At 63.6% G+C, this 12,220-nt stretch carries 14 protein-coding genes; all 14 read left to right on the plus strand.

Annotation, left to right across the window (positions count from 1 at the left end; genetic code table 11):
* The first annotated feature begins 2 nt into the window (after nt 1–2).
* The 14 genes from fliF (at nt 3) to Q0887_RS13940 (ending at nt 12,216) form a co-directional block, all read left to right on the plus strand.
* Nucleotides 3–1,658, plus strand: coding sequence for a flagellar basal-body MS-ring/collar protein FliF (fliF, locus tag Q0887_RS13875; protein ID WP_299196415.1), 1,656 nt, complete (start codon nt 3–5; stop codon nt 1,656–1,658).
* A complete protein-coding gene (locus Q0887_RS13880; RefSeq protein ID WP_299196417.1) occupies nt 1,655–2,701 on the plus strand; it encodes a FliG C-terminal domain-containing protein in 1,047 nt (348 codons plus the stop codon). Before fliF ends, Q0887_RS13880 begins: the two co-directional genes overlap by 4 nt.
* Entirely contained in the window at nt 2,685–3,326 is a 642-nt protein-coding gene (locus Q0887_RS13885; protein ID WP_299196419.1) for a FliH/SctL family protein, read from the plus strand. The genes Q0887_RS13880 and Q0887_RS13885 overlap by 17 nt, the downstream gene beginning before the upstream one ends.
* A 17-nt stretch (nt 3,327–3,343) precedes the next feature.
* On the plus strand, nt 3,344–4,663 hold the full coding sequence (locus Q0887_RS13890; RefSeq protein WP_299196776.1) for a FliI/YscN family ATPase: 1,320 nt from the start codon (nt 3,344–3,346) through the stop codon (nt 4,661–4,663).
* A 64-nt stretch (nt 4,664–4,727) separates the two neighbouring features.
* Nucleotides 4,728–5,099 carry a hypothetical protein gene (locus Q0887_RS13895; RefSeq protein ID WP_299196421.1) on the plus strand — a complete coding sequence of 124 codons (372 nt, stop codon included), beginning with the start codon at nt 4,728–4,730 and terminating at the stop codon, nt 5,097–5,099.
* 255 nt (nt 5,100–5,354) lie between these two features.
* Nucleotides 5,355–7,034 (plus strand): hypothetical protein, encoded by a 1,680-nt coding sequence (locus Q0887_RS13900; protein WP_299196423.1) that lies wholly within the window; start codon nt 5,355–5,357, stop codon nt 7,032–7,034.
* 43 nt (nt 7,035–7,077) lie between these two features.
* Nucleotides 7,078–7,662: a flagellar basal body-associated FliL family protein gene (locus Q0887_RS13905; RefSeq protein ID WP_299196425.1), complete on the plus strand. Its 585-nt coding sequence runs from the start codon at nt 7,078–7,080 to the stop codon at nt 7,660–7,662.
* Complete coding sequence (locus Q0887_RS13910) at nt 7,659–8,618, plus strand: flagellar motor switch protein FliM (protein ID WP_299196426.1); 960 nt, start codon at nt 7,659–7,661, stop codon at nt 8,616–8,618. Before Q0887_RS13905 ends, Q0887_RS13910 begins: the two co-directional genes overlap by 4 nt.
* Nucleotides 8,615–8,932, plus strand: a complete 318-nt coding sequence (gene fliN, locus Q0887_RS13915) for a flagellar motor switch protein FliN (protein WP_299196427.1) — start codon at nt 8,615–8,617, stop codon at nt 8,930–8,932. Before Q0887_RS13910 ends, fliN begins: the two co-directional genes overlap by 4 nt.
* Nucleotides 8,929–9,216, plus strand: coding sequence for a flagellar biosynthetic protein FliO (locus Q0887_RS13920; protein ID WP_299196428.1), 288 nt, complete (start codon nt 8,929–8,931; stop codon nt 9,214–9,216). Before fliN ends, Q0887_RS13920 begins: the two co-directional genes overlap by 4 nt.
* Nucleotides 9,217–9,266: 50 nt before the next feature.
* Nucleotides 9,267–9,998: a flagellar type III secretion system pore protein FliP gene (fliP, locus tag Q0887_RS13925; protein WP_299196779.1), complete on the plus strand. Its 732-nt coding sequence runs from the start codon at nt 9,267–9,269 to the stop codon at nt 9,996–9,998.
* Between the two features lie 10 nt (nt 9,999–10,008).
* Nucleotides 10,009–10,281, plus strand: a complete 273-nt coding sequence (fliQ, locus tag Q0887_RS13930) for a flagellar biosynthesis protein FliQ (protein ID WP_299196429.1) — start codon at nt 10,009–10,011, stop codon at nt 10,279–10,281.
* A 16-nt stretch (nt 10,282–10,297) separates the two neighbouring features.
* Complete coding sequence (locus tag Q0887_RS13935) at nt 10,298–11,092, plus strand: flagellar biosynthetic protein FliR (RefSeq protein ID WP_299196431.1); 795 nt, start codon at nt 10,298–10,300, stop codon at nt 11,090–11,092.
* A complete protein-coding gene (locus Q0887_RS13940; protein ID WP_299196433.1) occupies nt 11,089–12,216 on the plus strand; it encodes an EscU/YscU/HrcU family type III secretion system export apparatus switch protein in 1,128 nt (375 codons plus the stop codon). The genes Q0887_RS13935 and Q0887_RS13940 overlap by 4 nt, the downstream gene beginning before the upstream one ends.
* Nucleotides 12,217–12,220 lie beyond the last annotated feature (4 nt).

The raw sequence follows: 12,220 nt of genomic DNA on the forward strand, positions 1-12,220 counted from the left end.
AGGTGGCTGAAACAATGGTTCCTGTGCCCGCTGAAGGCGCGATTGCGATTGGCGGCGCGCCTCCTGCCGATTGGCGCGCGCGCTTTTCCGAATTTACCGCACAGCCCGCCTTTCGCCGCGCTTTGCCCGCTTTGATCTGTGTCGGAGTGGTGGCGATCCTCGCCGCGCTCTATCTGATGATCGCCGATGGGCCGCAGCGCACGCTCTATGCAGGGCTTAGCGATGGCGAGCGGGCCAAGGTGGTCGAAACGCTCGACCGCTCTGGCATTTCCTATTCGATCGACAACGCAACCGGCGCGCTCACCGTGTCGGAAAACGACGTCTACCGCGCGCGGATGCTGGTGGCGAGCGATGCCGGTCTGGCCGCTCCACAAGGCGCGAGCGAGATGCTCGATGCGATCCCCATCGGCTCCAGCCGCACGCTGGAAGGCGAAAGATTGCGGTTGGCACGCGAGCGCGAATTGATGCTGACCATCCGCGAAATTGACGGGATCGAGAGCGTGCGCGTCCACCTTGCGACGCCCGAACGCTCGGTCTTTGTGCGCGCCAACAATCCGCCCAGCGCCAGCGTGATGGTGCGGCTTGTCTCGGGCCGCAGTCTGAACGAGGCGCAGGTCAATGCCATCGTCAATCTGGTGTCCGGTTCGGTTCCGGGGATGAGCAGCGATGCCGTGCGCGTGGTCGACCAGAATGGCCGCCTGCTGTCGTCCGAACGCGAAGGCACGCTCGACGGGTTGATTCTCCAACGCGAATTCGAAGCGAAACTGCGCGAGCAGGTTACCAGTCTGCTTCTGCCGCTGCTGGGCGACGGAAATTTCTCCAGTCAAGTTCAGGTCGAACTTGATCAGGCGGAGATCACTTCGGCGCGCGAAACCTATGATTCCGAAGGGGCGATCCGCAGCGAGAGCGAACGCACCTCTACGCGCCTGGCCGGTGCAGGCGTTGGCGGAGTGCCGGGCGTGCCTGCCAACACCCCTCCGCCCGATGCAGAGCTTGTCGACGGTCCGCCCGACCCGCAGGCCGCCGGTGCCGGCGAAGAAGCGCCAGCGCAGCCACCCACCGACAGTGAAAGCGCGGTGCAACGCAATTACGAATTGGGCCGTGAAGTGGCGGTCTCCAGCACACGTCCGGGCGGTCTGGTGAAGCTCTCGGTCGCAGTCGCGGTCAGCGATGCCGCGCTCGAAGCGGCTGCGCCAATGACGTCCGAACAGCTGCAATCGCTGGTCAGCGCGGCAGTCGGCGCGGATGAAGCGCGCGGCGATCAGGTTCAGGTTGTGGTGAGCGCTTTCGAAGCCTCCGAATTGCCAGCGCCGGCCTTTTACGAAGCCAAGTGGTTCGCCGATGTGCTGCGCTATATGACCGCGCTGATCGCGGTGCTGCTGGTGCTGATGCTGGCCGTGCGCCCGCTGATCAAGCGGATGCGCGAAGCAGGCGCGGCGCCCGGCACGCTTGAAGAAGAGGGTGAAAGCGCAATGATCGAGGGCGACGAGAAACGCGAACGCGCCGCCGAGGATGCAGAGGTGCTGCAAGCCAACTTCCCGCAAAAGGTTGATCTGGCGCGGCAATTGGCTGCGGCCCAGCCCGATCGCGCGGTCGAGGCGCTGCAACGCATGCTCGATCTATCCCGCGACCAGCAAAAAGAGGCAACTGCCCGGTGAACGCGCTCTCAACCGAAGAAATGGAGGAAGGCGCTCCTACTGCACCCGCGCCCTTGCTCAGCCGGGTCGACCGCGCGGCAGTCTTTTTGATGTTGCTGAGCGACGACGAGGCCGCAGGCCTGTTGTCGCGGCTTGGCCCCGACGAACTTGAACAGATCGGCGCGGCCATGTGCCAGCTGGGCGAGATCGACGCGCCATCCATGGCCGAGGCGCTGGAGGATTTCGTCAGCGAAAGCACGCGCGAGGTCCTTGCCAAGGCGGATCGCGGCGCTCAGGTGCGCGCATTGCTCAACCGCTCGATTGGCCCGACCAAGACCGAAAGCATGATGCTGCGGATTGATCCCGTCAGCCGTCCCCGCAGTATCGAGATGGCGCGCTGGCTGGCCCCGCCTGTGCTGATCAAGCTGGTCGAAGACGAACACCCGCAGATGATCGCGGCCTTGCTGCTGATGCTCGAGCCCGAACCCGCTGCCGAAGTGCTTTCTGCACTGCCCGAACAGGTCCAGTCGGCTGTGGTCGAACGCGTAGCGCGGATCGGGCCGATTTCGCAGCAGGCGGTCGGCATGATCGACAAGCTGCTATCCCAGCGGATCGGTGCACGCTTCGGTCCGGGTGCTCTGACTTTGGGTGGCCCGCGCGAAGCGGCCAACCTCATCAATCTGGGCGCTGGCGATCTGCGCAACACTGTGCTGCCCGCAATCGCGCAGCGCGACGCGCCGCTCGCCGAGAAAATCGAAGAGGAACTGTTCACCTTCGAAATGCTCTACGACCTCGACGCAATGGCGATGGGCAGGTTGCTGCGCGATGTCGACAACGAAGCGCTGGTCGATGCGCTCAAAGGTGTCGACGAGGCCAGCCGCGAACCGTTCTTCGCATCCATGTCGAGCCGCGCTGCCGATGGCATCCGCGACGAGATCGAACTGCGCGGCCGCCTGGCGCGCAGCGAAGTGGACGCGGCGAAGCGCAAGATTGTCGAAGTCGCGCGCGCACTGGCCGATCAGGGAGAGATTGCAATAGGGGCCGACGATGGCGAATTCGTCTGATTGGATCGCCGCGCTGGCAGATCCGGCGGAACCTGATGAGCGCCGCGGCACGCCTGACTGGATCGCCGCGCTCGCGGCTCCGGGCGGCTTTGTCGAAGGCCTGCCGATTGCGCGCAAACCGGCGGTTGTCGATTGTCCGGCTGACCCCAGCGTCACGGCTCCCCCGCCGCCCGATCCGGTGGCAGAGGCGCTCGCGCGGGGTGAAGCTCTGGGCCGGGCTGCCGCGAATGAAGAGCGCGAGGCCGATCTGCTTCACCGCAAGGCGCTGCGCCTGACCTTTCGCGAGCTTGATGCAGCAGCGATCGACAGTCTGGCAAACGAGCTGGCTGAGACGGTCATCGCGCTGTGCGGACAGACACTTGCAGATTACCAGCCCGAGGCCGAGGCGCTCAGGGCGCGCTGCGAGGCTGCGGCGACGCGGCTTGGCAAGGCGGCCTGCGAACATGCGCTGCACCTCAATCCTGCGGATATGGAGCTGCTCGACGCCGATACCAAAGAACATTGGCAAGTAGTTGCCGATCCAGCGGTGGAGCGCGGGGGGCTGCATTTCGAAGGACCCGATGGCGCGATCAGCGATGGTCCAGCCGACTGGCGCCGCGCCATCGCCGCTGCGATCCGCGGATAATAGCGATGCTCGCTGAGATGCAGATCGAACTCGCGCGGTTCCGCAATATCGAAACCGCCTCGGGCCCTGTCTTGTCAGGCCGCGTGGTGGCCTGCGATGGCGGCTTGATCGAGGTCGCAGGGCTTGCTCTGCCGATTGGATCGCTGGGAGCTATCGAGAATGACAACGGCACCGAGGCGCTGGCCGAAGTGATCGGATTTCGCGGCGGTCATTCGCTGATGATGCTGCTTGGCGATACGCAATTGCTCCATCCCAGCGCCCGCGTCCGATCGGTCGGATCGCCGGGAACGGTGCGCGTCGGAGAGGCCTTGCTGGGCCGAGCAGTCGACGGGCTGGGCAATCCGATTGATGGCGGCCCGCCGCTGGATTCTGGCGCGAAATGGCCGCTTTCCGGAATGCGCGAAGGGGCGCTCGAACGCGCGCCGGTGCGTGAGCCATTCGATTGCGGCGTGCGCGCGATCAACGCGCTGGCGACCATCGGCGTGGGACAGCGAATGGGCATCATCGCAGGCTCGGGCGTCGGCAAGTCGGTTCTGCTCGACACGATTGCGGGCAATGCTGTGGCCGATATCACCGTCGTCGCGCTGATCGGAGAACGCGCGCGCGAAGTCTCTGATTTTGTTGCGCGGCATATGACTGGATTGCAGCGCGGGCGAATGGTGGTGGTGGCGGTTCCAGCCGATCACGCCCCCAATCTGCGGCTGCGCGCGGCGCAATACGCGACCGCGATTGCCGAATATTTCCGCGCTCAGGGCAAGAATGTGCTGCTGGTGCTCGATAGCCTGACCCGTGTTGCCCATGCGGCGCGCGAATTGGCCCTTGTGCTGGGGGAGCCGGGCGCAGCGCGCGGCTATCCGCCATCTGCGCTGGCTGCGATCACGAGGCTGGTCGAGCGCAGCGGCAATTCGGCGCAATCGGGCGGAGCGATCACTGGTCTCTACACCGTGCTCGCCGATGGCGATGACACCAGCGATCCGGTGGTCGATACGGCGCGGGCGATCCTTGACGGGCACCTCGTCCTGTCGCGCGATCTGGCGCAGCGCGGGCATTATCCTGCGATTGATGTGCCTGCTTCGCTGAGCCGGGTGATGGACGATATCGTGCCTGAGCCGATTGCCGCGACTGCCTTGCAACTGCGCGCGCTGATTGCCGCGCGTGAGGAGAACCGCGATCTGGTCTTGATGGGGGCCTATCGCGCGGGCTCAGACCCGTTGCTCGACCGCGCGCTAGCGCAGTCGCAGGCAATTGACGGGTTTCTGCGGCAGGCGCGGGGCGAGGCCTCTGCTTTGCCGGTCAGCTTCGAGGCATTGCAGACGCTGATGGTGCCTGATGAATGAGCGCCGACGCCATAGCCGATTCGAACGCCAACTGACCCTGGCTAAGATTGCGCGGCGCGATGCGATGGCTGCACTTGCCGATGCTTTGGCTGAGGAAAGCAAAAGCGCTGCCCTGGCTGAGCGCAGCCGCGCGCTGATGCGCGAATATGTAGCACGCGGCGAGCTGCCCAGTGGCTCTGCCCTGCGCGATCACACCGCCTTTGTTCAATCGCTTCAGGGGGTCGCGGAGCAAGCCGACGAAGCGAGCAAGGATGCTGGCGATCAGGCGCGCTGGCAGGTCCAGACACTGGCGGCCGCTGATACACGCGCAACACGGCTCGAAGCCCGCCTCGATGCCGCACGGCGCGAGCTGACCGCGCTCGAGATCAAACGCGAAGGCGCGGCTTCGGCGGCAATGGCACGCAAGTTGCAAACTCCATCGGGCAAGACCCGCTGACGCCGGTCGGTCACAGTAAAAAGGAAGCCGAACTTGATTGCGACCCCGCTTGATCTCACCGCCAAAACCTCCGCAGCCAGTCCGGCAATCGCGCCGGATCTGCAGGTGGGTGGCGCCGAATTTCCCTCATTACTTGAGACAGTTAGATCAAGTTCGTCCGGTCAGCTGAGTGCGCAAACACGTTTGCTTGCCTCAGCCGCACCGGCTCAAAGTCCAGACATTCCGCCGACCGATAAGGCTCACGGCGAAGTTTTCGTGGCATCGCCGTTCCCGCGCGAGACGGCAAAATCAGGCATGGACTTGCCGGAAGGCGGAAAGACTTTGCCGATCAAGGGGCTGGCGGTGAGTGATCCGGCAATTGAGATTTGGGTCGAACCCGCTTTGGCCGAGCCGAAAACTGCCCCTGCCGAGCAGCCGCTTCCCGAAGCGGAAAATGATCTGCTGCGCTGGACGTTCCCGGCAGACAAGGCGCCAATTGCACCCAAAGCCAACGCAGACACCTCGCCGATTGTCGCGGAGCCCGCGCTTCGAGTGGTGCAGAATCCCCGTGCTTTGCCGGAAGGCGAGGCTATTGTGCCTGCTTCGCACCGACACACATCACAAGTTCCCGTCGGCGATGACGTGCCGCGCGCAGCAATGGCTGCAAACGCGCCTTTAGCCCAGCAATCGCCAACGCCCTTGGCTGGCGAGTTCTCGCCTGTGCGCGAGGCAGCTTCTCCGCGTGAGATGGCCTCCACCCCCGCTTTGCCGCCGCGCGGTGAGACCTCGATTGTCGCTGCGAAGCCGCAAATGAGCGCCGCTCAAGTCGTGGAGCAAGACACCGCGTTACCGGCCAATGCGGCTCGATCCACGGGGCTGGAGCGGCATGGTGATGGAGACGTGCAACACCGGCCAAACACGTCAGATCAACAGCAACCATCGATCCGCGAGGCTCACCGCGATATGGGCGAGGCTGCAAAAACAAGCCCTGCTCCAGCATCCGCTCCGGTTCTACATCGTGAGGCACATCGCGAGGCACATCGAGAGGCACATCGCGTCGCCGCCCCGGCCAATAATCCAGCCGCGACGCCAAGTGCCCCCGTTGGCGCTGCGCCAGAAGTCGCACCCGCCGCGCCTTCTGCTCAGCCCGCGCGCACCGAAGCGATTCTGAACCCTGTGCCGGCGGCGCTGTTGCGCGAAGCGGCTGCTAAGACCGAGGCCCAGCGCACCGCTCCGATTGCCGAAAGTCGCGCAATCGATGCGGAGCCAGCGTCAGCTATGCCAGCGCCCAACCGCGCCGAGGCCATTTCGGGTCTTGCCTCCGCCAGCCCTCCGGCAGGGAGCGCCAATGGAGCTGATCTGCCGCCCGTGCCCGCACAATCCCAAGGTCCCGCTCCCACCGCTCCCGCTGCGGCACAGGCGGCAGCAGCACCGACAGCCGTCACCCCAACCGCGCCAGCCGCGGTGCATTCAGCGGAGCATGCCGCCAGAACCGATGGCGGCGCCCAGCTTGAGTCGGCGATCAACCAGCTCGCCGAAGCGCGCGAAACGGGGCGTAAGTCGCGCCCCGAACTGACTGTCCGCCATCAGGATTTCGGCGCGGTGCGGATGCAGATCGAAGCCTCCGGGTCCGACCTGCGCGCGACAATCGCCAATCGCGACCCCGGCTTCATCCCGGCGGTGCAGGCAGCTCTGGCAGAGCGCGCATTGAGCCAGACCTCCGATAGCAGCCCGGCTGGATCACAGCGCGGATCGGAAAATGCAGGCAGTTCGGCTTCGGGCAACAATGCCCAATCGGATGCCCGCTACGGGTCTTCCACAGGGTCGGGTCAAGGCTCGTCGCAACCATACCGGGAGCAAATGGGGGCACGAGACGAAGACAGGCCAGCTCAGGGATCACCGGGCGCTGCGATTAGCGGCGAACAGGATCCGGGCGGCGGCGATGTCTTTGCATAGGACCGGGCCAAGGATCGAATTGGGCCCAAGGAGTTGATTGAGCATGGCAAAGGCAGCCGAAGATACCGCGGAGGGCGATAAGCCCAAGGGCGGAATGCTGAAAATGGTAATCTTCGCGGTGCTGTTGCTCGGCATCGGGGCAGGCGGTGCCTATGGCGCGTTTGCCGCAGGCCTGATCGGCGAACAGGGACCAAGCGGCCCCGACTTTCCCGAATATGTGCGCAAGGGTGAGGGCGAACCTTACGCGCTACCCGAAAACAGCGCCACGAGTGATCCGGCTGGCATCGTTCACGGCGAAGGGGGGAGTGAATACCGCACCGCCTATTACAGCTTTGACGAGACTTTCACCTCCAACCTCGCCGATTCACCCGGACTGATCCAGGTCGATATTGCGGTGTCCACGCGGCGCGACGGCCGGGTGCTCTTGTGGGTGCAGAACCACGAGCTCGCAATCCGCTCAGCCATCCTCGCCCAGCTTGCCGCCACGCCCGAGGGGCCGATCTACACGGTCGAGGGGAAGAACGAATTGTCCGAACGGCTGACAGTCGCGATCAATCAGGTGCTTGAGGAAAACGAGGGCTTTGGCGGGATCGATTCGGTTCATTTCAAGGGGTTCCTCGTTCAATGAATATGTCCGGAGCCTTTGCCGAGAGTTTTGCCGATGCGCGCCCGGTGGCGCAGCATTGCACCGAACTGACATGGCGCGGGCCGCGCCCTGAAGAGCGCGCGGAAACGATCTCCGCATGGTGCCGCGATCTGGGCAATGAGTTGTCACAGGAACTGGCGCAGCTGTTTTCGGGCGGCAAGCTGAAGGCCGTGCTCAGCGAACCCGAAATGCTGCCGGGCAAGGATGTGTTTGACCGGATCGGACCGATCGCGGTGAACAGTCTGTTGCGCTGCGGTGACAGCGATCAGACAATGCTGCTCTCGCTCGATCTGGCGACAGCGATTGCGCTCACTGATGCCTCTTTCGGCGGGACCGGCGCTCTGCCTGACGAAGTGCCCGCGCAATTGCCGCGCTCGGCCGCGATGCTGGCCGAGCAATGCGCAGCGATGATTGCTCAGAGCATTGTGACCACCAATGGGTCCTCGCCTCAGGTGAACAGCGATGTGCTGGTGCTCAGCGAAAACGCCGCGCGCCTCAAGCCTTTCAGCGCCGAAGCGCAGGTCGCGGTCTTCACGCTCAATGTCCAGATGGGCGCCGAGACTGAATGGAAGTTTCTGCTCGCAGTTGGCAATGACCGGCTCGATGGGCTGCTTCCCGGTGAGGCAGGCGGGGCAATGCCTATGGCCCGCCCGCACCTGCCCAGCGACGGGACCAGCGGCGCATTTGCCGAACTGCCGATGCCTGTCGAAGCGGTTCTGAGCGAATTTGAAGTCACGCTGGGGCGGCTCGATAGCCTGTCACCCGGCGATGAAATCCCGCTTGCCATTGCTGGCGAACTGCCACTGCGGATGGGTGAGAAAGTGTTGGCGCATGGGGCGCTCGGCACGCTTGAAAACCGGATGGCGCTGCGGGTGACGCGGCTCGCGCATTCACCTCGTCCCGGAACCGCCAGCCCCTCACCGGAGTTTTCCGCATGAACGCCTTTAACCCCGCGATCCATCGCTTCGGCGAAGTGACCGTCCGCCTGTCGGTCGAGCTTGGCCGCACCGATATGCCGCTCAAAGACGTGCTCGCGCTGGGAGAGGGCAGTGTTGTGCCGCTTGACCGGTTGACCGACGAATTGCTCGACGTGACCGCCAATGGAAAAGTCATCGCGCGCGGTGAAGTGATCGCGCAGGATGGCCGCTTTGCATTGCGGATTGTCAGCCTTGTCGGCGATGAACAATCGGGCATGCAAGTTGGCAAGGGCAATGCGCCGGTCGAACCAGAGACGACGGACGCCGTCCAATGATGGTCGAATATTTCCTCCGCCTGGCTTTGCTCCTGCCGCTGCTGGCTTTGCTTATCTGGGGCAGTCTGCGGCTCACGCGCTACCTCCAGACGCGGATGGTCGGCGCTGCGGCAAGCGGCAAGCGGATTGAGCTGGTGGAGACAAGTCTGGTCGCGCCGGGGCTCAAGCTGGCGGTGGTGCGCTTCCACGACCGGGAGATATTGCTGGGTTGTTCGCGCGGCGGGCTGGTGCGGCTGGGCGAGGCCCAAGCATCCGTGCAGCCAAGCGAAATCGAAACGCAGTGATGATGCGCCGCTTTCTGACCATAAGCCTGCTGGGCCTGACCGCGTTAACCATGTTTGCCGTGCCCGACGCGGCGGTTGCGGCGACAGCTGAACCGGCTGGGATTGGCGGCGCAATCGAGCGCGCGTTGGGTTCTGAAGGGACAGGCGAAGACGCTCCTTTGAGCTTCTCGATCCAGCTGCTGCTGGTGATGAGCCTGCTCTCATTGCTGCCAGCCATTGTGCTGATGATGACCAGCTTTCTGCGCATCCTGGTGGTGCTGTCGATCTTGCGTCAGGCGCTCGGCCTGCAAGGCTCTCCGCCGATGCAGGTGCTGGTGGGGCTGTCGCTGTTCCTCTCGATGTTCGTCATGGCTCCGACAATCGAAGCGGTGAACGCGATGGCAATTGAGCCTTACTCCGCTGGCACAATCAGCGCCGATGCGGCGATTGCGGCAGCGGGCGAGGCCATGCGCGGTTTCATGATCGCCCAGACCCGCGAGGCGAACCTTGTGATGTTTGCCGACATCGCCGGTGTCGGCCTGTTCGAAAACCCTGACGACATACCCTTCTCGATCCTGATGCCCGCCTTTGTCACCAGCGAGCTCGAAACCGCATTCCAGATCGGCTTCATGCTGTTCCTGCCCTTTCTGGTGATCGACCTTGTGGTGGCGAGCGTTCTCATGAGCCTCGGCATGATGATGCTGTCGCCGACAATCATCTCGCTGCCGTTCAAACTGCTCCTGTTCGTGCTGGTCGATGGCTGGGCACTGCTGATGGGCAGCCTTGCGATGAGCTTTGCGTGAGGGGACCGCGATGACAGAAGATGCACAACTCCTCGCATTGGCCGACCGGACGCTTTGGGTCACCGCATTGATCGTTGGCCCGGTGCTGCTGTCTGCGCTGGCTGTGGGCCTGCTGGTCGGGATCATTCAAGCCGCGACTTCTGTCAACGAACAGACGCTGACCTTTGTGCCCAAGCTCGGGATTATCGCGCTTGTCTTTATCTTGCTGGGCGGGACGATGATGGCGTTGTTGGGTGATTTTCTGCGCGAGATATTCGCCCAGATCGCGCAGATTTCGGCCTGAGGCGGCAGGGCGCGCGATGAACGTCCTCGATCTCGGCTTTGGCGGGCTGGAGGAACAATTGTGGCAAATGCTGTTCCTCTCGATCCGCTGCGGAGCCGCGCTGGTGGCCGCGCCGATGATCGGCGGCATGACTATCCCGCCGCAGCTGCGCGCGCTTCTCGCGCTGGTCTTTGCGGTGTTTATCGCCAGCTGGGGACCGCCGCTGCAAGTGCCCGAAATGCTCAGCTTCGCTGCGCTTTTGGCGATTGTGCAGGAGATTGTGATCGGGGCGGCGCTCGGCTTCATGTTGCAGATCGCCTTTGCCGTACCCTTGATTGCAGCCGAGCAGATTGCGGGCACAATGGGCCTGGCGATTGCGACCTCGATTGATCCGTCGAGCGGCGCGCAATCGGGCGCGCTGGGCACCTATTTTGCGCTCATCCTCACATTGCTGTTCTACGCGATTGGCGGGCATCTGCTGTGGTTCGAGCTGGTGATCGAAAGCTACCGCGTGCTGCCCGCCGGATCGTTTGCGGTGAGCGATCTGGCGCTGCTCGATATCGTCGGCTTTGCCGGATACGGCTTTGCCACAGCGGCTGCGATTGCCTTTCCCGTGGTGCTGGTGCTGCTGACCGTGCAGACCATCACCGGCACGATTTCACGCTCCGCCCCGGCGCTCAACCTGTTCGCGCTTGGCCTGCCTGCGGGCGTGCTCGCCGGCATTTCCGCGCTCATCATCGTGATGCCGATTGTGGTTGAGCAGTTCATCGCGCTGCTCAATGTGACGATCGAGCAAACCGGAGCGTTGATCGGCGGCGGAGGCCTACGATGAGCGAGGAATCAACCGGCGAAAAAAGGTTTGATCCAACTCCGAAGAAGAAACGCGACGCTGCGCTCAAGGGCGACACTTTGCGGTCCAAGGAAGTCTCGACCGCAGCCGCTATGGCGACCGGCACGTTCATGTTGCTGATGATCGGTCCGTGGCTGTTCGAAGGCATGCAGAATGTGGCGCGCGCAAGCTTTCGCTTCGAGATCGGCCAGTTCACGCCCGGCACCCAGTTCGCTCAGGCCGCGGGCGAGATATTGCCGCCGATCTTCGCGCTTGGCCTTGCGGTGATTGCAATAACGGTGGGATCGCAAATGCTGCTGGGCGAAGGGCGGTGGGTCCCCCAAAACCTGAAGCCCAAGGGATCGCGGATCAATCCGCTCGCCGGTCTCAAGCGGATTTTCGGGATTCAAGGCGTGATCGAGCTGGGTAAGTCGATCCTCAAACTGGGCCTGCTGGGCGGGATTGCGGCCTATTGGGTCTCGCTCAACATGGACAATATTCTGGGGCTGGGGCGCGGGACATTGGGCGCGCAAATCGCCTTTGCCTGGGACGGGCTGGTGACGTTGATCGGAATGCTGGTGATCGGCCTGCTGGTGATCGCGCTGATCGACTACCCGCTGCAAATGTTCCAGCGCAACAAGCGCCTGAAGATGAGCCATCAGGATCTCAAGAACGAGAACAAGCAAACCGAAGGCTCACCCGAAATGAAGATGGCGCGCAGACAGCGCCAGCGCGACTATGCTCGCGGCAGCGTCGCAAGTGCGATGAAGGAAGCGCAATTTGTGGTGGTCAATCCGATGCATTTTGCGGTCGCGCTAACCTATGATCCCTTGCGGGCTCCTGCCCCCATCGTGCTGGCCAAAGGGCGCGGCGAAACCGCGATGGCGATGCGCGAAATGGCAAGCGAGGCGGGGCTGCCGGTGCTGCATTACCCGCAGCTCGCCCGCGCACTCTACTTCACCACCCGCGCCAACCAGATGGTGCGCGAAGAGCTCTATCTCGCCATCGCATCGCTGGTTGCATTTGTCCTGTCGCTGAAGCGCGGTGACAGTCCGGTCGAGCCGCGCGTCGAAGTGCCCGAAGACCTGCGCTTCGATGCCGACGGAAAGCTGCCGGAAACCTCTTAATCCC

This window comes from uncultured Erythrobacter sp. (genome assembly GCF_947492365.1).
Taxonomy (GTDB): Bacteria; Pseudomonadota; Alphaproteobacteria; order Sphingomonadales; family Sphingomonadaceae; genus Erythrobacter.